This is a genomic window from Ramlibacter albus (genome assembly GCF_014297445.1).
Classification (GTDB): Bacteria; Pseudomonadota; Gammaproteobacteria; order Burkholderiales; family Burkholderiaceae_C; genus Ramlibacter; species Ramlibacter albus.
In genome coordinates this window covers 38,312-59,873 of record NZ_JACORU010000003.1, presented here as the reverse complement: position 1 = coordinate 59,873, position 21,562 = coordinate 38,312, and the positions used below count along the sequence as shown (strand labels likewise).

Here is a 21,562-nt window from a genome sequence, read left to right as displayed (position 1 = left end):
TTCGTCGTGCGGCGAGCGCCTGGAGGCGGCTGGATCGCTACTGAAAGGGCTTTGACCCCGCGCCGGCGCAGCAGGTATCGGGGGCGGCCGCTGTCTCGACACCTTGCTCTCACTACTCATGCTCACCTCATGCATTCCATCGGTCGTGTGTGGCCCGTTTCGAAGCTGAAGTTCCGGTCGCCAGCTGCCAACGATTTCACAGCGAAAACCGCCCATCGGACACAAATTGACACAAGTTGTGTCAGTTCGTAACCTGCCGTCCAGCAGTTGGAGGACGGGACATGAGCGATGCGGACGCTGGTGAAGAAGCGGCAGGCGCGTCCACCCTGGACGGGCTGGCCTTGGCGGGGTTGATCGGCGGTGAGCTGGCGCGGCACACGCGCGTGATGAACCGCGAGCTGCAGGAGCTGCATGCCCGCAAGCTCCTCTCGCGCGACCAGGTGCGCGCGCTGCGCCACGCGATCGCCGACGCGCACATCGTCGCCATCCGCGCGCAGCAGATCGCCCGCCTGGGCAACGGCCGCGTGCGCCAGTCGCACGAACGCCTCTCACTGGAACAGGTGGTGCGCAACATCGCGCAGGAGCGCGAGCGCTGGCTCAAGGCGCAGCACGTGCTGGTGGACCTGCACCTCTCCGACATCGAAGTCATCGTCGACCCCGGCCTGCTCGTGAGCCTCGTCGAAACGGCGCTCGACTGGGCCGCGAGCCAGGGCTCGAAGATCCAGCTCTGGCTGGAGATGCGCAACTGGCCCGAGCACGCGGTGCTCACCTTCAAGATCGCGGCGCCGATCCTGCTGGCCGAAGAGGAAGCCACGGCACCGAACAGCGCGGACGATCCGTTCGAAAACAACGTGGCCTGGTGCCTGCTGCTGCAGCTCGCCCGCGCGATGGGCGTGCCGGTCGATCGCTTCCACGTGCCCGGCCAGTTCGTGATGCAACTGGAGTTTCCGCGCACCGTGCGCAAGCTCGAAGGCCTGACCGCGATCGAAGTCGACGTGGGCCCGGGTGCCGCGCCCAACTCCGACTGGGAGACCGGCAGCCGCCCGCTCGCCGGCCACCGCGCGCTGCTGATCTGCGACGACCCCGCCGTGAAGGAAGTGGTGCTGCGCGTGTGCAAGGGCGCCGGCATGCAGGTGGACTGCTCGCCCACCATGAAGCAGGCGGTGCGCTCGTGCGAGCTCGAGCTGCCGAACATCATCCTGGTGGACGAGCGCCTGCGCGACGAGAAGTTCGACGAGCTGCGGCTGGACATCCAGCGCCACGACGTGAACTTCCCCTTCATCGAGATCGCCGACGAGAACAACGTGTTCGAGGTGTCCAGCTGGGTCGGCGACGCCCTGAGCCGCCTCTCGCGCGACACGCTGTCGCACCAGCTCGTGCCGATCATGGCGATGGAGCTGGCGAAGGTGATCTGAGGGCACCAGGCGCGCAAACCCTCGCGGCATGCCGAGGGTAACTCCGGGTACGGGTTAGTACCAACCCTCTAAACGAGGTCATTGGCCGCCTTCGCCTCCGAATTCCTGCAGAATAGAACGACCGTTCGTTTTATTTTCTTGCCAGGAAGCCCATGTCCGTCACCGACCTGCCCACCCGGCGCGCGCGCGAAGGCCGCGCCTTGCAGAAGGGCCAGCAGACCAAGGCCGCCATCGTCGATGCGGCACTGGGCCTGGCGACGCAGATCGGCCTGGAAGGCCTGTCGATCGGCGCGCTGGCCGAGGTCACGCAAATGAGCAAGAGCGGCGTGTTCGCGCACTTCGGCTCGCGCGAGGAGCTGCAGATCTCCGTCATCCGCGAGTACCACGCGCGCTTCGAGGAAGAAGTCTTCTACCCCGCGATGAGCGAGCCGCGCGGCCTGCCGCGCCTGCGCGCGATGTTCGCCAACTGGATGAAGCGCACGTCGATCGAGATCGACTCCGGCTGCATCTACATCAGCGGCGCCGTCGAGTTCGACGACCGCACCGGCCCCGTCCGCGACGCACTCGCCAGCTCCGTGCAGACGTGGCACGCCGCGATGAAGCGCGCGATCGAGATCGCCAAGGAAGAAGGCCATCTCAAGCCCGACACCGACGAGGAGCAGATGCTCTTCGAGATCCACGGCCTCATCCTCGCGCTGCACTACGAAGCGCGCTTCCTCAAGAACCCTCGCTCCATCGCCCGCGCCAACGCGGGCTTCGAGAACATCCTTCGGCAGTACGGCGCGCAGGCTCCCGCCCCCGCGGCCGCGAAGAAGTCCACCAAGAAAGGCTGAACCCATGCCCACGTACACCCCGCCCCTGCGCGACATGCAATTCGTGCTGCACGAACTGCTCAAGGTCACCGACGAATACAAGCAGATCCCGAAGCACGCCGACGTGGACGTGGACACGATCAACGCGGTGCTCGAGGAAGGCGGCAAGTTCGCCGCCGAGGTGACCTTCCCCCTCAACATCAGCGGGGACGAAGAGGGCTGCAAGTTGAACAAGGAGACCCACGAGGTCGCCACGCCGAAAGGCTTCAAGGAGGCGTATCAAAAATACGTCGAAGGCGGCTGGCCCGCGCTGTCGTGCGACCCCGAATACGGCGGCCAGGGCCTGCCATTCACGCTCAACCAGAACTTCTACGAGATGCTCAACGCCGCCAACCAGGCGTGGACGATGTATCCCGGCCTGTCGCACGGCGCCTACGAGGCGCTGCATGCGCACGGCACCGAAGAACAGAAGAAGAAATACCTGCCCAAGCTCGCGAGCGGCGAGTGGACCGGCACGATGTGCCTGACCGAGCCGCATTGCGGCACCGACCTCGGCATGCTGCGCACCAAGGCCGAACCGCAGGCCGACGGCACGTACCGCATCACCGGCAACAAGATCTTCATTTCCGCCGGCGAGCACGACATGGCGCCCAACATCCTGCACCTGGTGCTGGCCCGCCTGCCGGATGCGCCGCAGGGCAGCAAGGGCATCAGCCTGTTCCTCGTGCCCAAGTTCAACGTGAACGCCGATGGCTCCATCGGTTCGCGCAACGGCATCTATTGCGGGGGCCTCGAGCACAAGATGGGCATCCACGGCAACGCGACCGCACAGCTGGTGCTGGACGGCGCCGTGGGCACGATGGTGGGCGAGCCCAACAAGGGCCTGCAGGCGATGTTCGTGATGATGAACGCCGCGCGCCTGGGCGTGGGCAACCAGTCGCTGGGCCTCACGGAAGTGGCGTTCCAGAACGCGCTGGCCTACGCCAAGGACCGCATCCAGATGCGCTCGCTCTCCGGCGTGAAGGCCAAGGACAAGCCGGCGGACCCGATCATCGTGCACCCCGACGTGCGCAAGATGCTTCTCACCGCCAAGGCGTACGCCGAAGGCGGCCGCGCGCTCGCGAACTTCTGCGCGCTGCTGCTCGACAAGGAGCTGCACCACCCCGACGAGAAGGTGCGCAAGGACAGCGCCGAACTCGTCGCGCTGCTCACGCCCATCGTCAAGGCCTTCATCACCGATAACGGCTGGACCGCCACCTCCGCCTGCATGCAGGTGTACGGAGGGCACGGCTACATCAAGGAATGGGGCATGGAGCAGTTCGTGCGCGATGCCCGCATCAACATGATCTACGAAGGCACGAACACCGTGCAGTCGCTGGACCTGCTGGGCCGCAAGGTGCTGGGCAACAACGGCGCCACGCTGAAGAAGTTCGGCAAGCTGGTGGCGCAGCTGGTGGAGGAAGAAGGCGTCAACGAGAAGATGAGCGAGTTCATCAACCCGGTGGCCTACCTGGGCGACCAGATGACCAAGTTCACCACCGAGCTGGGTTTCAAGGGCTTCCAGAACCCCGACGAAGTGGGCGCCGCCGCGGTGGACTACCTGCGCGTGCTGGGGCACCTCGTGTTCGGCTACTTCTGGGCGCGCATGGCGCAGGTGGCGCTGCGCGAGATCGAGGCCGGCAACAAGGACCCGTTCTACCAGGCCAAGCTGCAGACCGCGCGCTTCTACTTCGCGCGCCTGTTCCCCGAGACGGCGACGCTGCTGCGCACCGCGCGTGCGGGCGTGAAGAACCTGCTGGACACGGACGCGGCGCTGGCATGAGGCAGGTCTGGGTTGCGGCCGTCCTGATGACGGCGGTTACGGCGTTCGCGCAGGTCACGCCTGCAGGCCTCTGGCGAAGCATCGACGACAAGACCGGCGAAGCCAAGGCGGAGATCCGCATCGTCGAAAAGGACGGCGTCTTCAGCGGCCGCATCGAGCGGCGCCTCGTCAAGAACGCCAAGCCCGACGCGGTGTGCGACGAATGCTCGGACGACCGCAAGGGCAAGCCGATGGACGGGCTGGAGATCATCCGCGGCGTGCGCAAGGCCGAAGGCAAGGACGGCGTGTGGGACGGCGGCAAGGTGCTGGACCCGGAGAACGGCCGGGAATACGGCGCCCGCCTGACGCCCATCGACGGCGGCAGGAAGCTGGAGATGCGCGGCTCGTTCGGCCCGTTCGGCCGCACGCAGACGTGGGTGCGCGTCCAGTAGACACAGACTCGAGAGAAACATGTACAAAGACCAGGAAGAACGCGCCGCCGGCGCCAACATGGAAAGGGCGGGGAAAGCCATGAGCCGATTCCAGGTGAAGAAGGTCGCCGTGCTCGGCGCGGGCGTGATGGGCGCGCAGATCGCGGCCCACCTTGTCAACGTCAAGGTGCCCGTGGTGCTGTTCGACCTGCCCGCGAAGGAAGGCCCGAAGAACGGCATCGTCACGAAGGCCGTCGACAACCTCAAGAAGCTCAAGCCCTCGCCGCTCGGCGTCGCCGAAGACGCCGCGCTGATCGGGCAGGCCAACTACGAGGAGCACCTCGAGCAGCTCAAGGACTGCGACCTCGTCATCGAGGCGATCGCCGAGCGCATGGACTGGAAGCTCGATCTGTACAAGAAGATCGCGCCCTTCGTCGCGCCGCATGCGATCGTGGCGTCCAACACCTCGGGCCTGTCGATCACCAAATTGAGCGAAGCGCTGCCCGAAGCGATCAAGCCGCGCTTCTGCGGCATCCACTTCTTCAACCCGCCGCGGTACATGTACCTGGTGGAGCTGATCGCCACGCCGACGACCAACCCGCAGATCCTCGACGACCTCGAAACCTTCGTCACCAGCGGCCTCGGCAAGGGGGTGGTGCGCGCGAAGGACACGCCCAACTTCATCGCCAACCGCGTCGGCATCGCCGGCATGCTGGGCACGATGCGCGAGGTGGAGAAGTTCGGCCTGACGTTCGACGTGGTGGACGACCTCACCGGCAAGAAGCTGGGGCGCGCGTCGAGCGGCACGTTCCGCACGGCGGACGTTGTGGGCCTGGACACGATGGCGCACGTCATCAAGACGCTGCAGGACACGCTGAACGCGGACACCGACCCGTTCTATCCCAGCTTCGGCACGCCGGAAGTGCTCAAGACGCTGCTGGAAAAAGGCAACCTCGGCCAGAAGACGAAGGCCGGCTTCTACAAGAAGGTCGGGCGCGACGTGCTGCGCTTCGATCTCGAAAAGGGCGACTACGTCCCCGGCGGCGAGAAGGCCGACGAGGTGTACGGCCGCATGCTCAAGAAGCCCGCGGGCGAGCGCCTGAAGCTGCTTCGCAACAGCACCGGGCCGCAGGGCCAGTTCCTCTGGTCGATCCTGCGCAACAGCTTCCACTACGCCGCCGTGCATCTCGCGTCGATTGCCGAGACCGCGCGTGACGTGGACCAGGCGATGCGCTGGGGCTTCGGCATGAAGCAGGGCCCGTTCGAGCTGTGGCAGGAGGCCGGGTGGCTGCAGGTGGCCGACTGGATCCTGCAGGACATCGAGGCCGGCAAGGCGCTGTCGAAGGCGCCACTGCCCGAGTGGGTGTTCAAGGGCCCTGTTGCCGAAGCGGGTGGCGTCCACACGGCCGAAGGCTCGTGGAACCCCACGACGAAGAAGTTCGAGCCGCGCCGCGTGCTGCCCGTCTACAAGCGCCAGATTTTTCCCGAGCTGCTGCTGGGCGAGAAAGGCGAGAAGTACGAGACAGCCGGCAAGACGCTGCACGAGGACGACAGCATCCGCCTGTGGACGCTGGACGACCAGGTGCTCATCGCCAGCATCAAGACCAAGATGCACGCGATCAGCCCCGAGGTGTGCGAAGGCCTGATGCAGGCCATCGAGCTCGCGGAGAAGGACTACGACGGCCTCGTCGTGTGGTCCGGCGACGAACCCTTCAGCGCGGGCGCCGACCTGCAGGCGATGCTGCCCGCGTTCATCGCGGTGGGCGTGAGCGCCATCGACGATGCCGAAGGCTTCATGCAGCAGACCATGCTGCGGCTTCGCTACGCGTCGGTGCCGGTGGTGTCTGCCGTGCGTGGCCTCGCGCTCGGTGGTGGCTGCGAGCTCGCCGTGTATTCGAGCAAGCGCGTGGTGGCGATGGAAAGCTACATCGGCCTGGTCGAAGTGGGTGTGGGCCTCGTGCCCGGTGCCGGCGGCCTGACCTACATCGCGCGCCGCGCCGCGGAGAACGCGCAGACGTCCACCGACAAGGACTTGCTGAAGTTCGTGACGGAGGGGTTCACCGCGGCCGCGATGGCGAAGGTGGGTACGAGCGCGATCGAGTCGCGCAAGCTCGGCTTCCTGCTGGACAGCGACATCATCGTGCCCAACAAGGACGAACTGCTCTACGTCGCGCTGCAGACCGCGAAGGCGATGACCGACGCCGGCTACCGCCCGCCGCACAGGCGCCAGTTCCCCGTGGCCGGCCGCAGCGGCAAGGCGACGATCCAGGGGCAGCTGGTGAACATGCGCGACGGCGGCTTCATCAGCCAGCACGACTTCAGGATCGCCTCGCTGATCGCCAACGTGGTGACCGGCGGCGACGTCGACGCCAACACCCTCGTCACCGAGGAGTACCTGATGGCGCTCGAGCGGCAGGCCTTCTGCGAGCTCGTGCAGACCCCCAAGACCCAGGAACGCATTCTCGGCCTGCTGAACACCGGCAAGCCGCTGAGGAACTGAAGATGGCCAAGCAAGTCCAGGACGCCTACATCGTCGCCGCCACTCGAACGCCCATCGGGCGCTCGCACAAGGGCTACTTCCGCAACACCCGGCCGGACGACCTGCTGGCGACCGCGCTGCGCTCGGCGATGGCGCAGGTGCCCGGCCTCGACCCCCACGCGGTGGAGGACGTGATCGCGGGCTGCGCGATCCCCGAAGCGTCGCAGGGCCTGAACGTCGCGCGCATCGGCGCGGTACTCGCGGGCCTGCCCAAGACGGTGGGCGGTATCACCGTCAACCGCTTCTGCGCGTCGGGCCTTTCCGCCGTGCAGATGGCCGCCGACCGCATCCGCGTGGGCGAAGCCGACGTGATGATCGCGGGCGGTACCGAGAGCATGAGCATGGTCCCGATGATGGGCAACTCGCCCTCGCTGTCGCCCACCATATTCCGCAATCCCGACGACATCGAGAGCTACGGCATCGCCTACGGCATGGGCCTCACGGCCGAGAAGGTGGCGCAGCAGTGGAAGGTGTCGCGCAGCGCGCAGGACGAGTTCGCGTACCGCTCGCACATGAAGGCGATTGCGGCGATGAAGGCCGGTGAGTTCGCGAACGAGATGATCGCCGTCGAAGTGGAAGAGCGTTCGGTCGACCTCGAGTCGGCTGAAGTCTCGGTGAAGAAGCGCACCGTCAACATCGACGAAGGCGCGCGGCCCGACACCACGGTGGAAACGCTCGGCAAGCTCAAGCCGGTGTTTGCCGCGCGCGGCAGCGTGACGGCCGGCAACAGCTCGCAGACGTCGGACGGCGCCGGCGCGCTCATCATCGTGAGCGAAGCGGCGCTCAAGCGCTTCAACCTGAAACCGCTCGCGCGTTTCGTGGGCTACGCGAGCCGCGGCGTGCCGCCGCACATCATGGGCATCGGGCCGATCGAGGCGATCCCGGTCGCGCTGAAGAACGCGGGCCTGAAGCAGGACGACATCGACTGGTTCGAGCTGAACGAAGCCTTCGCCGCGCAGTCGCTCGCGGTGATCAACACGCTGGGCCTCGATGCCGAGAAGGTGAACCCCATGGGCGGCGCGATCGCGCTCGGCCACCCGCTCGGCGCCACCGGCGCTATCCGCTCCGCGACAGTCGTGCATGCGCTGCAGCGCAAGAATCTGAAGTACGGCATGGTCACGATGTGCGTCGGAATGGGACAGGGCGCTGCAGGGATTTTCGAACGCGTGTGAAATCGCTCGAAGAGGCGAGAGCCGCAACGAGGAGATGGAAATGCAGAAGGTGACGCTCACGTCCGCAGACGGCGTGCAGCTCGCGGCCCGGGTCTACGAGCCGGCGGCCGATGTGCAAGGCAACGTCGTCATCGGCGGCGCCATGGGCGTGCGGCAGGACTACTACGCACCGTTCGCGCAGTGGCTGGCCACGCAGGGCTGGCGCGTCACCACCTTCGACTACCGCGGCTCGGGCGAATCGATGCCGCAGCAGGGCCTGCGCCACTACAAGGCCGACCTGTTCGACTGGACGCGCGACTACGAGGCCGCCATCGACCACGCGTCCGCCCAAGGCGGCAAGGTCTACCTGCTCGGCCACAGCCTCGGCGCGCAGCTGCCCGGCTTCCTCGCCAACCAGCACAAGGTGAGCGGCCTGCTCAGCGTCGCGGCCGGCAGCGGCTACTGGCGCGAGAACGCGCCGCAGCTCAAGCGCATCGTCCCGTACTTCTGGTTCGTGCTCGTGCCGCTCGCCGTCAAGTTGTGCGGCTACTTCCCGGGGCGCAAGCTGCGCAAGGTCGGCGACCTGCCGGCGGGCGTCGTGATGCAGTGGCGCAAGTGGTGCCTCAACCCGCGTTACAGCGTCGGCGCTGAAGGCGAGTCCGCGCGGCAGGCTTATGCGCGCGCGAAATTCCCGGTGATGGCGCTGTCGATCACCGATGACGAGCTGATGACGCTGCGCGGCACGCACAGCCTGGTCGACCTTTACGAGAACGCGCCGCGCCACGTCGAGCGCATCGCGCCGGGCGAGCTGCAGGTGCGCCGCATCGGCCACTTCGGCCCGTTCCGCAGCGAGCACGTCGACAAGATGTGGCCGCGCATGGCCAAGTGGCTGCACAGCATGGCCGGGCCGGCGCATGCCTGACGCGCAGCCGCATCCTTTCGACACCGCGGTGGCGCTGGAGCCGGCGCGCGAGCACGAGTGGCGCGGCCACACGAGCCCCGCCTACGCCAATTTCATCGGGCCCTATGGCGGCATCACCGCCGCGCAGATGATCAACGGCGTGATGCAGCACCCGCAGCGCCTCGGCGAGCCGGTCTCCTTCACGGTCAACTTCGCGGCTGCCGTTGCCGACGGCGAGTTCATTGTGCGCGCGAGGCCCGCACGAACGAACCGCTCGACCCAGCACTGGATCGTCGAGATCCTGCAGAACGGCGAAACCATGGCCACCGCGACCGCGCTCACCGCCGTGCGCCGCGACACCTGGAGCGGCCACGAGGCGGTGATGCCGCAGGTGCCGCGACCGCAGGACGTGCCGCGCACGCCGCGGCGTGGTGTCGAGTGGATCAACCGCTACGCGATGCACTTCTTCGAGGGCTTCATCCCGCGCCAGTGGGAAGGCCAGGGCGACGACGTGAGCCTCACTCGGCTATGGACGCGCGACGACCCTCCGCGTCCGCTGGACTTCGCGTCGCTCACGGCGATGTCGGACACGTTCTTCCCGCGCATCTGGCTGCGCCGCGCGAAGCAGACGCCGCTCGGCACGGTGACGATGACGGTCTACTACCACGCCGACAGCGCAGTGCTGGGGAAGACGGGCACGGATTTCCTGCTCGGGCAGGCACAGGGCAACGGGTTTCGCAACGGATACTTCGACCACAGCGGTTTCCTCTGGAACGAGGCGGGCGAACTGCTGGTGACGACCCACCAGCTGATGTACTTCAAGGAGTAGGCAAATGCCGGCAGCAGTCATCATCGGCGCAGGCGACTCCACGGGCGGCGCCATCGCGAAGCGGTTTGCGCGTGGCGGCTACACGGTGTGCGCCGTGCGCCGCAACGCGGACAAGCTGGAGCCCCTCCTGCAGGAGATCCGCGCCGCGGGCGGCCAGGCGCATGGCTTCGGTACCGATGCGCGCAACGAGGAAGCGGTCAACGCGCTCTTCGACGACATCGAGGCGAAGCACGGGCCCATCGAGGTGTTCGTCTTCAACGTGGGCGCGAACGTGCCCGCGAGCATCCTGGAAGAGACCTCGCGCAAGTACTACAAGATCTGGGAGATGGCGTGCTTCGCCGGCTTCCTCACCGCGAGCAAGGCCGCCAAGTGCATGGCGCCGCGCGGCAAGGGCACGATGCTGTTCACGGGCGCGACGGCGTCGTTGCGCGGCTCGGCCAATTTCGCGGCATTCGCGGGGGCCAAACATGCGCTGCGCGCGCTTGCGCAAAGCATGGCGCGTGAACTCGGCCCGCGCGGCATCCACGTCGCGCACGTCGTGGTGGACGGCGCGATCGACACCGAGTTCATCCGCGAAAACTTCCCCGAGCGTTACGCGCTGAAGGACAAGGACGGCATCCTCAACCCCGACCACATCGCGGAGAACTACTGGATGCTGCACATGCAGCCGCGCGACGCGTGGACGCACGAGCTGGACCTCAGGCCGTGGATGGAGAAATTCTGATGGCGCAGACCCTGGAGTTCTATTTCGATGTCGGCAGCCCCGCCGCGTATCTCGCGTGGACGCAGGTGCCGAAGTTCGGCGTGCCGGTCGACTACAGGCCCTTCCTGCTGGGCGGCGTGTTCCAGGCCACCAACAACAAGTCGCCGATGGAGGTGCCCGCCAAGGGCAAGTACATGCTCGACGACCTGAAGCGCTACGCCGCAAGGTACGGCGTGCCGTTCGAGCACAACCCGCATTTCCCGATCAACACGCTCACGCTGATGCGCGGCGCGGTGGGCCTTCAGATGCGCGAGCCGTCACGCATGATCCCATACGTCGATGCCGTCTACCGCGCGATCTGGGTGGAAGGCAGGAACATGAACGACCCCGCCGTGGTCGGCGCGGTGCTGCAAGGCGCCGGGTTCGACCCGCAGGCCTTGCTGGCCCTCACCGCCGACCCGGAGGTGAAGGACAGGCTCAAGTCGGTGACGCAGGAGGCCGTCGCGCGCGGCGCCTTCGGCGCGCCGACCTTCTTCGTCGGCGGCCGGATGTACTGGGGCCAGGACCGGCTCGATTTCGTCAAGGAAGCACTTCAACAATGACCACCGACATCCTCAAGCACGTCGAGGGCGGCGTGATGACGCTCTCGTTCAACCGCCCGGGGCGCAAGAACTCCATCACCTCGGACATGTATGCCGCGCTGGCGGATGCGCTGGCCGAAGCGAAGGCGGACAACGCGGTCCGTGTCGTGGTGCTGCAAGGGCACGAGACCGTGTTCAGCGCGGGCAACGACATCGGCGACTTCCTGAACAAGCCGCCTTCCGATGCGGACTCGCCGGTGACGCTGTTCCTGCGCGGCATCGCCACGTTCCCCAAGCCCCTGCTGGCGGCCGTGTGCGGCCCGGCTGTCGGCGTGGGCACGACGATGCTGCTGCATTGCGACCTCGTCTATGCGGGTGACAACGCGGCCTTCTCGGTTCCCTTCGTCAACCTCGGCCTGTGCCCGGAAGCGGCGTCGAGCCTGCTGCTGCCGCGCATGTTCGGCTACCACCGCGCCGCCGAAGCGTTGCTCCTGGGCGAGCCCTTCATGGCCGAAGCCGCGCTCGAAGTCGGGCTTGTCAACCGAGTGCTGCCGCCGACCGAGGTCAACGGCTACGCGCAGGCGCAGGCGAAGAAGCTGGCCGCCAAGCCGATCTCCGCGCTCGTCGAAACCAAGCGCCTGATGAAGCAGGGCCAGCAGGACACCGTGCTCGCGCAGATGGCGGAAGAGGGCAAGGCCTTCGGCCGCATGCTGCGCGAACCCGCGGCGCGCGAAGCGTTCACGGCGTTCATGGAGAAGCGCAAGCCCGACTTCAGCAAGGTGTGACGCGTCAGCCCGGGCTTCTTCGCGGGTTGATCGCCACGCCCCACGGCAATTCGCCGACCGGGATATCCGCGACGCGCTTGAGCTCGCGCGTGTCGATCACCGATACGGAGTTCGAGCGGCCGTTGGCCACGTAAAGTTTCGCCCCGTCCGGCGACAGAGCCATGTTCCAGGGGCGCTGGCCCACGCCGATGGTTGCAGCCACGGTGTGGCTTGAGGTGTCGATCACGGACACGCTCGCCCCGCGGCCGTTCGACACATAGACGCGCTTGCCGTCCGGTGCCACGGCAATCCCGTTCGAAAATTCGCCGGCCGTCACCTTCGCGCGCACCGAATGCGTCGCCACGTCGATGGCATACACGGTGCTGTCCAGCTCGCACGCCACATACGCCGTGCGCCCATCCGGGCTGAAGCCGATGCCGCGGGGCCTGCGGCCGACGTCGATGCTGTGCGCGACCTTTCGCGTAGCCACGTCGATCGCGTCGACCTGCGAAGCATCCTCGGCGCTGACGTAGAGCCACCGCGCATCCGGCGAGAAAACGGCGTGCTCCGGGTTCTTGCCGCGCGTGGGGATGGTGGCGACGACGGCCGCGTTCGAGGTGTCGATGAGCGCGACCGCATTCGCTTCCTCCACCGCTGCCGCGAGCCAGCGGCCGTCCGCCGACAGCGCGATGCCCTCCGGTGACTTGCCGAGCGCGATGCGGCCGCGCACCGCGCCGTCCTTCACGATGAGCACGGCGTTCGACGACTCGTCGCTGATGTAGAGCGTGGCGTCGTGCAGCGCGATTCCCCGGGGCCGCCCGCCGACCCTGATGTCGCGCACGACCTTGTCGGTCGCGATATCGATCACCGAAACGCTCCCGCTCTTTTCGTTCGGGACATACGCGAACGGCTCCGCGTGCGCAACGCATGCACATGCGGCAACCAGGAGCGCGAGCAGCTTCATGCCGGCAATCCCATGCGCTTGAGCACCCCATCGCGCCGCACGGCGTGCAACACGGCCGCCCCGACGTGCATCGCGACGAGCGCCATGAACACCCACACCGTCACATAGTGCAGCCCACCCATGAACGCCTTGCCCGCAGGCCACGCGGCCGCCCACTGCGGCAGCACGATGCCGAAGAACTTCACGGGGTACCCGCTGAACACCGAGCCCAGGTAACCCGAAAGCGGCAAGACGGCCATGCACACGTAGAGCATCGCGTGGCTGACCTCCGCCGCGCGGCGCTCCCATGCAGCCAGGCCGTCCATCGACGGGGCCGCATGCGACACGCGCCACGACATGCGCAGCAGCACGGCAATGCCGATGCAGATGCCGATGGACTTGTGCCAGTTGAACCAGCCCGCGCGCAGGCCGGGCGGGCTCTTCGGCAGGTCGACCATCCACCAGCCGAGCACGAGCTGGTACAGCAGCGCTGCCGCGAGCACCCAATGCAGCAGCATCGCGATGCGCGTGTAGCGAAAGGTCGCGTCATGCATTGCTTCATCTTGCCCAAAACGGTGCGGCTCGTGTGTAAACTCACCGCAGACAACAAACACAACACGGCAGTGCATCGCGATCGTGCGGTGCTGCGGGAGCAGGGGCTTCACTCATGGAGAGGCGATGAAGCGCTTGCTGCCCGCATTGGCGGGCTGTGTGTTTGCAGCCGCGGTTGCACAGGCCCCGTCACCCGACGACGGCCAGTGGGTCCGCCCCGCGAAGGACTTCGCCAGCACGCGCTATTCCGCGCTCGCGCAGATCGACACGTCCAACGTCGCGCAGCTCAAGCAGGTGCTCAACTACCCGACGGGGCTCACCGCCGGCCATGAAGCGGCCCCCATCGTGGCCGAGAACACGATGTACGTCGTGGGCCCGTACCCGAACCCGGTCTGGGCCTTCGACTTGACGCAGCCGGGCCTGCCGCTGAAGTGGCGCTTCGACCCCAAGCCGCACCCCAGCTCGCAAGGTGTGGCGTGCTGCGACCTCGTCAACCGGGGCGGCGCCTACGACAAGGGCCGATTCTTCTTCAACACGCTCGACAACCACACCATCGCGCTGGACGCGAAGACGGGCCGCGAACTGTGGCGCACGAAGCTCGGCGAGATCAAGATGGGCGAGAGCATCACCATGGCGCCGCTCGTGGTGAAGGACAAGGTTCTCGTGGGCAACAGCGGCGGCGAGATGGGCGTGCGCGGCTGGATCACGGCGCTCGACGCGGCGACGGGCCGCATCGCATGGCGGGCGTACAACACCGGCCCCGACAAGGACGTGCTGATCGGCGCGAACTTCAAGCCGTTCTACGCGATGGACCGCGGCGCCGACCTGGGCGTGAAGACCTGGCCACCCGAAGCCTGGAAGATCGGCGGCGGCAACGTGTGGGGCTGGATCTCCTACGACCCGGAAGCCGACCTCATCTACCACGGCACCGGCAACCCGGGCCCGTGGAACCCGGAGCAGCGCCCCGGCGACAACAAGTGGACCGCGGGCATCTTCGCGCGCCGGCCCGACACCGGCGAGGCGATCTGGTACTACCAGTTCAGCCCGCACGACCTGCACGACTACGACGGCATCAACGAGCAGGTGCTGATCGATGCGGACTGGAAGGGCCGCCCGCGCAAGCTGCTGCTGCGGCCGGAGCGCAACGGCTATCTCTATGTGATGGACCGCACGAACGGCGAGGTGCTGTCCGCCACGCCTTACTCGCACATCACCACGTCCCACGGTGTGGACCTGCAGACCGGGCGGCTGCGCTACAACCCGGCGAAGGAGCCTCGCTTGGGCGAGACCGTGCGCGACTCGTGCCCCGCGTCGCCGGGCGCGAAGGACTGGCAGCCGAGCTCGTGGTCGCCGCGCACGCGCCTGCTGTACATCCCGCACCAGAACCTCTGCCAGGACGAGCTCACCACCAGCGTGAGCTACATCGCCGGCACGCCCTATGTCGGCGCCGAGGTGAAGATGTACGCGGGCCCGGGCGGCCACCGCGGCGTCGTCACCGCATGGGACCCGTTCGCGCAGCGCAAGGTGTGGGAGGTCAAGGAGAACTTCCCGGTGTGGAGCGGCACGGTCGTCACGGCCGGGGACGTCGTGTTCTACGGGACCATGGAGGGCAAGTTCAAGGCCGTCGACGCTCGCAGCGGCAAGCTCCTGTGGGAATTCAAGACCACGAGCGGCATCATCGGCCAGCCCATCTCGTACCGCGGGCCGGACGGCAACCAGTACATCGCGGTGCTCGCCGGCGTGGGCGGCTGGGCCGGTGCTGTCGTCTCCGCCAACATCGACGCGCGTGACGGCACGGCCGCGCTGGGCTTCACGAATGCGATGCGCGACCTGAAGGAGGCGACGCAGGCGGGCGGCGCGCTGTACGTGTTCGCGCTGCCGGGCAAGGGGGCGACGCCGTGAAGCGCTTCGTCGTCGCCGCGAGCCTGCTCGCATGCGCGCTCGCGTTCGCGCAGGACAAGCCGCAACAGCTGCGCGTGTGCGCGGACCCGGACAACCTGCCGCTCTCGCACGAGGACGGCTCCGGCTTCGAGAACCGCATCGCACAGCTCATCGCCAGCGACTGGGGCGTGCCGCTGCAATACGCCTGGATGCCCGACCGCCGCGGTTTTGTGCGCAGGACGATGGGTGCGGACCTGTGCGACGTGATCATCGGCGTGCCGGTTGGTTTCGAACGCGCCGCGACGACGCGGCCGTATTACCGCTCGAGCTACGTGCTGGTGCACCGCGCCGGTTTGCAGTCGCCGGCGTCCTTCGACGACGCGCGCCTGAAGCAATGGCGCTTCGGCGTGCAGCTGATCGGCAACGACCTCGCCGCGTCGCCGCCCGGATATGCGCTCGCGCGGCATGGCGCAACGGCCAACGTGCGCGGCTTCCCCGTGCCCGGCGAAGAACCCGCGGCAGCGCGCATGGTGCACGCGTTGGAAAGAGGCGAACTCGACGCGCTGCTCGTCTGGGGCCCGCAAGCCGGCTGGTACGTGAAGAATGCGAAGTTGCCGCTGCGCGTCGCGCAACTCGCCGCGCCGCCGGACCTGCCGCGCGAGCTGGCGTTCCAGTACGACATCGCGATGGGGACGCGCCGCGCCGACAAGGCCTTGCGGGCCGCGCTCGACGACTTCATCGCGCGCCGGCAGCCGGACATCGACCGCATCCTCGCCGAGTACGCGGTGCCGCGGGTGGGTGCGCCATGAGAGCCGCCATCGCCCTTTGCTGCATGGTTCTCGCCCTGGTCGCGTGCGAACGCGAGGCGCGCCGCTTCACCACCGCGGCGAACAACGAAACGCCGGCACCCGACGCCGCGCGCCTGAGCATCAACCAGCCCGCGGCCGCACAGACCGGGCCGGTGAAGACTGCAGCGACCACCGCGAGCCCGTACGAGGAGAACGCCTACGCCGTGAACCAGGGCAAGCGGCTCTACCGCTGGTACAACTGCAACGGCTGCCACTCCAACGGCGGCGGCGGCATGGGCCCGCCGCTGATGGACGACAAGTGGCGCTACGGCAGCTCGCCGGCCGACATCTTCGCCACCATCATGCAGGGGCGGCCGAACGGCATGCCTTCGTTCGGCGGCCACATCCCCGAAGACCAGGCGTGGCAGATCGTGGCGTACGTCCGCTCCATGAGCGGCCAGTTGCGCAAGGATGTCGCGCCTTCGCGCTCCGACACTATGTACGCCGGCGAGCCCGAGAATGCGCGCCGCACGGAAAAGCCGCGCGCCGAAGCCGTGCCCGTGCCGCAACCCGCGGGGCCGAGGCCATGAAGCGACTCGTCCTCCTTGCGCTCGTCGCGGTCGTCACCTGCGGTGCGGCGCTTGCCGCCACGCCCACGCCGAACGCGCCGCACAGCATCACCGCCCCGCTCGGCCCGCAGGCCGCGCACATCCTCGAGCTGTGGAACGTGTTCGTGGTGATGTGCACGGTGGTGTTCGGCCTCATCCTCGCCGCGCTGCTGTTCGTGTTGTGGCGCCGCCCGCGCGCGGCCGCCGGCGACGCCGCCGACGTTTCGTCGGTCAACGAGCCCGAGCCGAAGCTGCGTCGCAACGTGGCCACGGCGACCGTGGTTTCCGCGGCCCTGCTCATCGTGCTGATCGTCGCGAGCTTCTTCACCGACCGCGCGCTCGCGCGGCTGCCGCTGAAGGACGCCGTCCACATCGAGGTGGTGTCGCACCAGTGGTGGTGGAGCGCCACGTACAAGGACGGCGAGCCGTACCAGCAGCTCGAGACCGCGAACGAGATTCACGTCCCCGTGGGCCGCCCCGTGATCCTGCGGCTCAAATCCGCCGATGTGATCCACAGCCTCTGGATCCCCAACCTCGGCGCGAAGAAGGACCTGCTGCCCGGCCGCACGGCCATCCTGCAGTTCCGTGCCGACGCGCCCGGCGTGTACCGCGGGCAATGCACCGAGTTCTGCGGCTACCAGCATGCGTTGATGGGCCTCGTCGTCGTCGCCGAGCCGCCCGAGCAGTTCGAGCAATGGAAGCAGGGCGGCCTCGAGCCCGCACCGGAGCCCACCGACGCCACGGCGCAGCGCGGCAAGCAACTCTTCCAGTCCGTGAGCTGCGCGATGTGCCACACCGTGTCCGGCACGCTCGCGCAGGGCAGGCAGGCGCCGGACCTTTCCAAGGTCGCCAGCCGCATGACGCTCGCCGCGGGAACCCTGAAGAACACGCCGGAGAACCTGGCCTCGTGGATCGCCGACCCGCAGAAGCACAAGCCCGGCACCAACATGCCCGCGACACCGCTTTCCAAGGCGGATCTCGACGCCATCGTCGCGTACCTCGGGACACTCAAATGAATCAGGACGACGAAAAGAAAAAGCGCGAAGCCGAGGAGCGCGCGAAAGCCAAGGACGGCGCGGACGACGCGGCAACGCGGGCGGCGCTGGCGCAAACCTGGGCCGACCCGCCGGGGCTGATGTACTGGCTGTGCTCAGTCAACCACAAGAACATCGCGAAGCGGTTCATCGTGACCACGCTGGTGTTCTTCGCCCTGGGCGGCCTGCTCGCCGCGGCGATGCGCACGCAGCTGATCCGCCCCGAGAACCACCTCATCGGCCCGGACCTGTACAACCAGATCTTCACGATGCACGGCAGCACGATGATGTTCCTGTTCGCCGTGCCGGTGATGCAGGCCTTCGCGATCTACCTCATCCCGCAGATGATCGGCTCGCGCACCGTGGCCTTCCCGCGCATGAACGCGTACGCGTACTGGATGTTCACGTTCGGCGGGACGATGCTGTACGTGGCCTTCCTGTGCAACAGCGGCCCCGACGCCGGCTGGTTCTCGTACGTGCCGCTTGCGGGCCCGGACTACGGCGCCGGCAAGCGCAGCGACTTCTGGGCGCAGATGATCACGTTCACCGAAGTCTCCGGCCTGTTCGAGGCGGTGGTCATCATCACCACCGTCTTCAAGCTGCGCGCCCCGGGCATGACGCTCAACCGCGTGCCGCTCTTCGCGTGGGGCATGGTGGTGACGTCGTTCATGATCCTGTTCGCGATGCCCGCCGTGATGCTGGGCAGCACCGCGCTGATCCTCGACCGGCTCGTCGCCACGCACTTCTTCAACCCGGCCGAAGGCGGCGACGTGCTGCTGTGGCAGCACTGGTTCTGGTTCTTCGGCCACCCGGAGGTGTACTTCATCTTCATCCCGGGCCTGTCGTTCCTCTCGGCCATCATCCCCACCTTCGCGCGGCGGCCGATCTTCGGCTACACGGCGATGGTGTTGTCGCTGATCACCACGGGCTTCCTCTCGTTCGGGCTGTGGGTGCACCACATGTTCCTCACCAACATCCCGGAGCTGGGCAAGAGCTTCTTCACCGCGGCGAGCATGCTGATCGCGATACCGACGGCGATCCAGATCTTCTGCTGGATCGCGACGCTGGCCACGGGCCGTCTCAACTTCAAGACGCCGCTGTACTTCGTGCTCGCGTTCTTCTTCATCCTCATCCTCGGCGGGATGACCGGCCTGATGCTCGCGTCGGTGCCGCTGGACGTGCAGGTGCACGACACCTACTTCGTGGTTGCGCACCTGCACTACGTGCTGATCGGCGGCGCGGTGTTCCCGCTCTTCGGGGCGTTCTACTACTGGTACCCCAAATTCACCGGGCGGATGATGGACGAGCGCTGGGGGCAGTGGAGCTTCTGGCTGATGTTCTTCGGCATGAACCTGGCCTTCTTCCCGATGCACATCCTCGGCATGGAAGGCATGCCGCGCCGCGTCTACACCTACCAGGCCGGCATGGGCTGGGACACGATGAACCTGTGGGCCTCCATCGGCGCGTACATGGCGGCGCTGGGCATCCTCGTCACCTTGGTCAACGCGTTCCGCAGCCGCCGCACGGGTGCATTGGCGGGCCCGAACCCGTGGGGCGGCGGCACGCTGGAGTGGGCGACGGATTCGCCGCCCCAGCCGCACAACTTCACGCGCATCCCCGTCGTGCATGGCCGCGACCCGCTGTGGGAACCCGCGCCGGCAGGCACGGCCACGCACGTGAGCGGCCTGGCGATCCACGAGCGCGAGCAGCTCGTCACCTCCCTGGTCGACGCGAAGCCGGACCATCGCCTGCTGTTCCCGAACCCGACGCCGTGGCCTTTCCTCTCCGCGGTGGCCACGACGGTGCTCTTCATCGCATCGATCTTCACGCCCTTGGCGGTGGTGTGGGGGATGGTGCCCGTGGCCATCGGTGTCACGCTGTGGTTCTGGCCGAAGAAGAAAGAGGTCTACACGGACCTCGCGCTGGAGAAGAGGCCATGAACTCGAAGGACGTGCGCGAGCTGCCGAGCTACCGCTTCTCGCACCATGCGCTCACTTGGTGGGGCACGATGGGTGTGATCGCCATCGAAGGCACCGTGTTCGCGCTCGCGGTCATGGCGTACTACTACCTGCGCTCGCACTCGAACACCTGGCCGATGTCGATGAAGCCGCCCGAGCTGCTGTGGGGCACGCTCAACACGGTGGTCCTGGTCGCCAGTGGTGTGCCGAACCACCTGGCGAAGAAGGCCGCCGAGGCGCACGACATCCATGGTGTGCGGCTCTGGCTCGGCGTGAGCCTGCTGTTCGGCCTGGCTTTCATCGTCGTGCGCTGTTTCGAGTTCGCGGCGCTCAACTGCCGCTGGGACAGCAACGCCTACGGCTCTATCGTGTGGGTGCTGCTGGGGCTGCACACCACGCACCTGGTCACGGACGTCTACGACTCGGCGGTGCTCTACGGGCTGTTTTTCACCGACAAGCTGGATGGCAAGCGCTTCGTGGACGTGAGCGAGAACGCGGTGTACTGGTACTTCGTGCTGGCCGCGTGGCTGCCCATCTATTTCACCATCTACTTCGGCGCGAGGGCGGTATGAGGACGTTGCTGGCTCTCATCATCACGCCGAGCATTGCGCTCGGCATCCAGAGCGTGCTGTACGCACTGGTCACGCCGTCGTGCGCCGCGCAGTCGCGCGTGTGGCTGCACCTGTCGGCGGCGGCGGCGCTGCTGGTCTCGGTCGTCCTGGCGGCGCTGGCGTGGAGCGAATGGTTCTCGTACGCGGCCACGCTGCGCGGCACGCCCGACAGCGTGGCGGGCGACCCGCGCAGCACAAGGCGCTTCCTCGCGGCCGCGGCCACGGGGGTGGCGGTGTTGTCCTGCCTGGTCATCCTGATGATGTGGTCGGGGACCTGGGTGCTGTCGCCGTGCTCCGAGCAGTAATCGCGCTGCTTGTCACGGCCTCGGCGCACGCGCACGTGCCGGACGCCGTTGCGCCGGCATGGGAATGGAACCTCGCGCCGTGGCTGATGGTGCTGATGGCCGCGTCCGCGGTGTTCTACGCAATCGGCGTGCGCGCGCTATGGCGCAACGCAGGCACGGGCCGCGGGATCGCGCCACGCTCGGCACTGGCGTTCGCGCTGGGCTGGCTCGCACTCTTCGCCGCGCTCGTCTCGCCGCTCGACTGGCTGGGCGGCCGGTTGTTCTCCGCGCACATGGTGCAGCACGAACTGCTGATGGTCGTCGCCGCGCCCTTGCTCGTGATCGGCCGGCCGCTCGCGGCGTGGAGCTGGGCGATGCCGCCCGGCATGCGGCGCAGCGTCGGCGGCGCCTTCAACGCGCGGCCATGGAGCGCCGTGTGGCGCGTGATTACCGACCCGGTCGCGGCCTGGGCCCTGCACGCGATCGCGCTGTGGGCGTGGCACATTCCCTCCGCCTTCGATGCCGCGCTGCGCAGCGAGGGGTGGCATATCGCGCAGCACGCATCGTTCCTCGTCACGGCGCTGCTGTTCTGGTGGGCGGTGCTCGGCCACGACCCGCGCAGCCGCATGGGCACCGGTGCGGCGTTCGCGAGCCTCTTCACGACGATGCTGCACACGTCGGCATTGGGCGCGCTGTTGTCGCTGGCTTCGTCGCCCTGGTATTCGGAGTACCTCCCGCTGACCGCCGCGTTGGGCTTCGACCCGCTCGAGGACCAGCAGCTCGGCGGCGTGGTGATGTGGGTGCCGGGCGCGCTGGCGTACCTCTTCGCTGCGCTGGCCGTGGTCGCGCGCCTGCTCGCCCGCACCGGCGCTCGTGCGCATGGCACCTGATCCTGCGCGGCCGTAGGAACCGTCTTTCCGGGCAATCCAGCCGCGTCCCGCCGGGGTGCCGCGCTGGCCTGCCTATCGTTGGAACT

Annotated in this window: 21 protein-coding genes; 19 read left to right on the top strand and 2 right to left on the bottom strand. The window is 67.5% G+C overall.

All coding sequences use genetic code 11. From position 1 onward, the window contains the following. Positions 1 to 281: 281 nt before the first annotated feature. The 11 genes from H8R02_RS09620 to H8R02_RS09570 all read left to right on the top strand — a co-directional run bounded on the left by H8R02_RS09620 (position 282) and on the right by H8R02_RS09570 (position 11,948). Positions 282 to 1,415 carry a hypothetical protein gene (locus H8R02_RS09620; protein ID WP_187081185.1) on the top strand — a complete coding sequence of 378 codons (1,134 nt, stop codon included), beginning with the start codon at positions 282 to 284 and terminating at the stop codon, positions 1,413 to 1,415. Between the two features lie 152 nt (positions 1,416 to 1,567). Continuing rightward, positions 1,568 to 2,248, top strand: a complete 681-nt coding sequence (locus H8R02_RS09615; RefSeq protein ID WP_187081184.1) for a TetR/AcrR family transcriptional regulator — start codon at positions 1,568 to 1,570, stop codon at positions 2,246 to 2,248. Positions 2,249 to 2,252: 4 nt separating this feature from the next. Then, complete coding sequence (locus tag H8R02_RS09610; RefSeq protein WP_187081183.1) at positions 2,253 to 4,049, top strand: acyl-CoA dehydrogenase C-terminal domain-containing protein; 1,797 nt, start codon at positions 2,253 to 2,255, stop codon at positions 4,047 to 4,049. Continuing rightward, positions 4,046 to 4,480 carry a DUF2147 domain-containing protein gene (locus tag H8R02_RS09605; protein ID WP_187081182.1) on the top strand — a complete coding sequence of 145 codons (435 nt, stop codon included), beginning with the start codon at positions 4,046 to 4,048 and terminating at the stop codon, positions 4,478 to 4,480. The genes H8R02_RS09610 and H8R02_RS09605 overlap by 4 nt, the downstream gene beginning before the upstream one ends. A 79-nt stretch (positions 4,481 to 4,559) precedes the next feature. Then, positions 4,560 to 6,959: a 3-hydroxyacyl-CoA dehydrogenase/enoyl-CoA hydratase family protein gene (locus H8R02_RS09600; RefSeq protein WP_187081583.1), complete on the top strand. Its 2,400-nt coding sequence runs from the start codon at positions 4,560 to 4,562 to the stop codon at positions 6,957 to 6,959. Positions 6,960 to 6,961: 2 nt separating this feature from the next. After that, the gene (locus tag H8R02_RS09595; protein ID WP_187081181.1) at positions 6,962 to 8,170 is read left to right on the top strand and encodes an acetyl-CoA C-acyltransferase; all 1,209 of its coding nucleotides are present in this window, start codon (positions 6,962 to 6,964) and stop codon (positions 8,168 to 8,170) included. 40 nt (positions 8,171 to 8,210) lie between these two features. Beyond that, positions 8,211 to 9,071, top strand: coding sequence for an alpha/beta hydrolase family protein (locus H8R02_RS09590; RefSeq protein WP_187081180.1), 861 nt, complete (start codon positions 8,211 to 8,213; stop codon positions 9,069 to 9,071). Then, positions 9,064 to 9,879 carry an acyl-CoA thioesterase gene (locus tag H8R02_RS09585; protein ID WP_187081179.1) on the top strand — a complete coding sequence of 272 codons (816 nt, stop codon included), beginning with the start codon at positions 9,064 to 9,066 and terminating at the stop codon, positions 9,877 to 9,879. Before H8R02_RS09590 ends, H8R02_RS09585 begins: the two co-directional genes overlap by 8 nt. A 4-nt stretch (positions 9,880 to 9,883) precedes the next feature. Beyond that, the gene (locus H8R02_RS09580; RefSeq protein WP_187081178.1) at positions 9,884 to 10,603 is read left to right on the top strand and encodes an SDR family oxidoreductase; all 720 of its coding nucleotides are present in this window, start codon (positions 9,884 to 9,886) and stop codon (positions 10,601 to 10,603) included. Then, entirely contained in the window at positions 10,603 to 11,184 is a 582-nt protein-coding gene (locus tag H8R02_RS09575) for a 2-hydroxychromene-2-carboxylate isomerase (protein WP_187081177.1), read from the top strand. The genes H8R02_RS09580 and H8R02_RS09575 overlap by 1 nt, the downstream gene beginning before the upstream one ends. Next, entirely contained in the window at positions 11,181 to 11,948 is a 768-nt protein-coding gene (locus H8R02_RS09570; RefSeq protein ID WP_187081176.1) for an enoyl-CoA hydratase, read from the top strand. Before H8R02_RS09575 ends, H8R02_RS09570 begins: the two co-directional genes overlap by 4 nt. 4 nt (positions 11,949 to 11,952) lie before the next feature. Here the strand turns inward: H8R02_RS09570 and H8R02_RS09565 are convergent, their stop codons facing one another. Further along, entirely contained in the window at positions 11,953 to 12,891 is a 939-nt protein-coding gene (locus H8R02_RS09565) for a beta-propeller fold lactonase family protein (RefSeq protein ID WP_187081175.1), read from the bottom strand. Further along, complete coding sequence (locus H8R02_RS09560) at positions 12,888 to 13,424, bottom strand: cytochrome b (protein ID WP_187081174.1); 537 nt, start codon at positions 13,422 to 13,424, stop codon at positions 12,888 to 12,890. The genes H8R02_RS09565 and H8R02_RS09560 overlap by 4 nt, the downstream gene beginning before the upstream one ends. A 124-nt stretch (positions 13,425 to 13,548) precedes the next feature. Here H8R02_RS09560 and H8R02_RS09555 point away from each other — a divergent pair, with 124 nt between their 5' ends. Genes H8R02_RS09555 through H8R02_RS09520 form a run of 8 tightly spaced genes read left to right on the top strand, consistent with a single transcriptional unit; the run spans position 13,549 to position 21,476 of the window. Then, positions 13,549 to 15,324: a methanol/ethanol family PQQ-dependent dehydrogenase gene (locus tag H8R02_RS09555; protein ID WP_187081173.1), complete on the top strand. Its 1,776-nt coding sequence runs from the start codon at positions 13,549 to 13,551 to the stop codon at positions 15,322 to 15,324. Further along, the gene (locus tag H8R02_RS09550) at positions 15,321 to 16,112 is read left to right on the top strand and encodes a quinoprotein dehydrogenase-associated putative ABC transporter substrate-binding protein (RefSeq protein ID WP_354004892.1); all 792 of its coding nucleotides are present in this window, start codon (positions 15,321 to 15,323) and stop codon (positions 16,110 to 16,112) included. Before H8R02_RS09555 ends, H8R02_RS09550 begins: the two co-directional genes overlap by 4 nt. Further along, a complete protein-coding gene (locus H8R02_RS09545) occupies positions 16,109 to 16,681 on the top strand; it encodes a c-type cytochrome (protein ID WP_222622426.1) in 573 nt (190 codons plus the stop codon). Before H8R02_RS09550 ends, H8R02_RS09545 begins: the two co-directional genes overlap by 4 nt. Then, entirely contained in the window at positions 16,678 to 17,715 is a 1,038-nt protein-coding gene (gene coxB, locus H8R02_RS09540; protein ID WP_187081172.1) for a cytochrome c oxidase subunit II, read from the top strand. Before H8R02_RS09545 ends, coxB begins: the two co-directional genes overlap by 4 nt. After that, complete coding sequence (gene ctaD, locus H8R02_RS09535; protein WP_187081171.1) at positions 17,712 to 19,673, top strand: cytochrome c oxidase subunit I; 1,962 nt, start codon at positions 17,712 to 17,714, stop codon at positions 19,671 to 19,673. Before coxB ends, ctaD begins: the two co-directional genes overlap by 4 nt. Continuing rightward, complete coding sequence (locus tag H8R02_RS09530) at positions 19,670 to 20,263, top strand: cytochrome c oxidase subunit 3 (protein WP_187081170.1); 594 nt, start codon at positions 19,670 to 19,672, stop codon at positions 20,261 to 20,263. Before ctaD ends, H8R02_RS09530 begins: the two co-directional genes overlap by 4 nt. Next, entirely contained in the window at positions 20,260 to 20,607 is a 348-nt protein-coding gene (locus H8R02_RS09525; RefSeq protein WP_187081169.1) for a hypothetical protein, read from the top strand. The genes H8R02_RS09530 and H8R02_RS09525 overlap by 4 nt, the downstream gene beginning before the upstream one ends. Beyond that, positions 20,592 to 21,476 (top strand): cytochrome c oxidase assembly protein, encoded by an 885-nt coding sequence (locus H8R02_RS09520; RefSeq protein WP_354004891.1) that lies wholly within the window; start codon positions 20,592 to 20,594, stop codon positions 21,474 to 21,476. The genes H8R02_RS09525 and H8R02_RS09520 overlap by 16 nt, the downstream gene beginning before the upstream one ends. The last annotated feature ends 86 nt before the right edge of the window (positions 21,477 to 21,562 follow it).

Excerpts from the sequence above, each read along its gene's own strand:
- H8R02_RS09600 (WP_187081583.1), top strand. The coding sequence starts at position 4,560 with ATGAGCCGATTCCAGGTGAAGAAGGTCGCCGTGCTCGGCGCGGGCGTG.
- ctaD (WP_187081171.1), top strand. The coding sequence starts at position 17,712 with ATGAATCAGGACGACGAAAAGAAAAAGCGCGAAGCCGAGGAGCGCGCG.
- H8R02_RS09545 (WP_222622426.1), top strand. The coding sequence starts at position 16,109 with ATGAGAGCCGCCATCGCCCTTTGCTGCATGGTTCTCGCCCTGGTCGCG.
- H8R02_RS09590 (WP_187081180.1), top strand. The coding sequence starts at position 8,211 with ATGCAGAAGGTGACGCTCACGTCCGCAGACGGCGTGCAGCTCGCGGCC.
- H8R02_RS09580 (WP_187081178.1), top strand. The coding sequence starts at position 9,884 with ATGCCGGCAGCAGTCATCATCGGCGCAGGCGACTCCACGGGCGGCGCC.
- H8R02_RS09610 (WP_187081183.1), top strand. The coding sequence starts at position 2,253 with ATGCCCACGTACACCCCGCCCCTGCGCGACATGCAATTCGTGCTGCAC.
- coxB (WP_187081172.1), top strand. The coding sequence starts at position 16,678 with ATGAAGCGACTCGTCCTCCTTGCGCTCGTCGCGGTCGTCACCTGCGGT.
- H8R02_RS09560 (WP_187081174.1), bottom strand. The coding sequence starts at position 13,424 with ATGCATGACGCGACCTTTCGCTACACGCGCATCGCGATGCTGCTGCAT.
- H8R02_RS09570 (WP_187081176.1), top strand. The coding sequence starts at position 11,181 with ATGACCACCGACATCCTCAAGCACGTCGAGGGCGGCGTGATGACGCTC.
- H8R02_RS09525 (WP_187081169.1), top strand. The coding sequence starts at position 20,260 with ATGAGGACGTTGCTGGCTCTCATCATCACGCCGAGCATTGCGCTCGGC.
- H8R02_RS09565 (WP_187081175.1), bottom strand. The coding sequence starts at position 12,891 with ATGAAGCTGCTCGCGCTCCTGGTTGCCGCATGTGCATGCGTTGCGCAC.
- H8R02_RS09595 (WP_187081181.1), top strand. The coding sequence starts at position 6,962 with ATGGCCAAGCAAGTCCAGGACGCCTACATCGTCGCCGCCACTCGAACG.
- H8R02_RS09555 (WP_187081173.1), top strand. The coding sequence starts at position 13,549 with ATGAAGCGCTTGCTGCCCGCATTGGCGGGCTGTGTGTTTGCAGCCGCG.
- H8R02_RS09605 (WP_187081182.1), top strand. The coding sequence starts at position 4,046 with ATGAGGCAGGTCTGGGTTGCGGCCGTCCTGATGACGGCGGTTACGGCG.
- H8R02_RS09575 (WP_187081177.1), top strand. The coding sequence starts at position 10,603 with ATGGCGCAGACCCTGGAGTTCTATTTCGATGTCGGCAGCCCCGCCGCG.
- H8R02_RS09585 (WP_187081179.1), top strand. The coding sequence starts at position 9,064 with ATGCCTGACGCGCAGCCGCATCCTTTCGACACCGCGGTGGCGCTGGAG.
- H8R02_RS09620 (WP_187081185.1), top strand. The coding sequence starts at position 282 with ATGAGCGATGCGGACGCTGGTGAAGAAGCGGCAGGCGCGTCCACCCTG.
- H8R02_RS09530 (WP_187081170.1), top strand. The coding sequence starts at position 19,670 with ATGAACTCGAAGGACGTGCGCGAGCTGCCGAGCTACCGCTTCTCGCAC.
- H8R02_RS09615 (WP_187081184.1), top strand. The coding sequence starts at position 1,568 with ATGTCCGTCACCGACCTGCCCACCCGGCGCGCGCGCGAAGGCCGCGCC.